Here is a 1,463-nt window from a genome sequence, read left to right on the forward strand (position 1 = left end):
GCCGATGTCGCATCCTTTGGGTCAGAGATAAGTTTTATCTGCGGGCTGCAGGTCAAGCGGATCCTCCCCACGCCTCAGCAGCCACGAGTAGACCGGCGGCACGCGCTCGGCGATGGATTCGACATGGACGTCGATAAGGCAGGGCCCGTCTTCATTGGCAAAGGCCTCGGCCAACGCACTATCCAGTTCCAGTGCGGTCTTGGCGGTCCAAGCTTTTAGCCCATAGGCCTCAGCAATCGCTTTGCCCCGCGGCGCAAGGAAATCGACCCCGAAGCACTGATTGTGCCCGTTCAGCCTGTGCAGGCCCTTGATCCAACCGAATGTTCCATTGTTGAACAGGACGAGGATTGCTGGGACCTGCAAACGCACGAGAGTCTCGAGTTCGCCGACGGTCATGCCGAACGATCCATCGCCGAAAAGGCCGATTGGTCGCTTGAACGGATCAGCCCGCCAAGCCCCCACAGTGGCTGGCAGCGCCGAGCCGAGCCCGCCGAACGCGCGGGGAATGGCGAAGCGCGTTTCGCGGTCGTTGATCTTGAGGAAGCGCGTCATGTAAGGCGTAGGTGTTCCGGCGTCGGAATAAATGAGGGCGGGCTTGCCGGACGCTTGGAGCGAATTGTTGAACGCGCGCACCACCCGCTCTGGCCGCAAGGGAATCCGTTCGTCGGCGAGCGCCTCCTCGGCATGGTCCCAGAACATCTGGCGGCGGCGGTTTAATTCCGCCACCCAAGGTTCTAGCCGGGCGGAATCGATGTCGGTCTCCAGTTCTAGCATCTCTTCAAGGACCAGCCGCGCGTCCCCCTGAATCGATAGCAGGTTCTCATAGTTGTTCGCCATGATTTCGGGCGATATGTCGATCTGTGCAAGGCGGCGGTTGAGGGTGATCCGCGGGAAGGTCCAGCCGATAGTCACGACCGAGCCGATGCGTGAGCCTACGAACAGCGTGAAGTCGGAGTGTTCGAGTGCCCAGTTAGCATGGGGATGGTAGCCATTGTCGCCAATCACGCCAATGGCGAGGCGATGATCATCATCGATCGCGCCTTGGCCCGTCATCGTCGTGCACAACGGTACATTGTATTTCTCTGCCAGACGCGTGATCTGGTCACCTGCGAGCGCGCGGTTCACGCCTCCACCCGCCACGATCAATGGTCTTTCTGCTTTGTTCAGTAGATTGAGTAAATCTGCCATCTTGCTGCGCGGGGGCAGCGTTGGAAAGGCGGGGACGGTGCGGCACTCTTCCTCGACGTGCAGGGAGACCCGGGCTAGGTCTACCTCTGCCAGCAGCATGTCCTCGGGAATTTGTAGATGCACCGCGCCGGGCTTGCCGGAGCAGGCGACGCGGAAGGCCCGACGAATAATCTCTGGCAGCTTTTCAGGTGATTTCACCTGCACCGATAGTTTCGTTACGGGCTCAAACAGCTTGGCGCAGTCCAACTCCGTGAGGACGCCGCGTCCTTCGCCGG

At 60.4% G+C, this 1,463-nt stretch carries 1 protein-coding gene; it reads right to left on the reverse strand.

Features of this window, described 5'->3' with window-relative positions:
- Nucleotides 1-21: 21 nt before the first annotated feature.
- The coding region (locus A3AY_RS34675; RefSeq protein WP_018325071.1) for a thiamine pyrophosphate-binding protein at nt 22-1,463 on the reverse strand (1,442 nt) is incomplete at its 5' end.

This window comes from Rhizobium giardinii bv. giardinii H152, from assembly GCF_000379605.1.
Lineage (GTDB): Bacteria > Pseudomonadota > Alphaproteobacteria > Rhizobiales > Rhizobiaceae > Pararhizobium > Pararhizobium giardinii.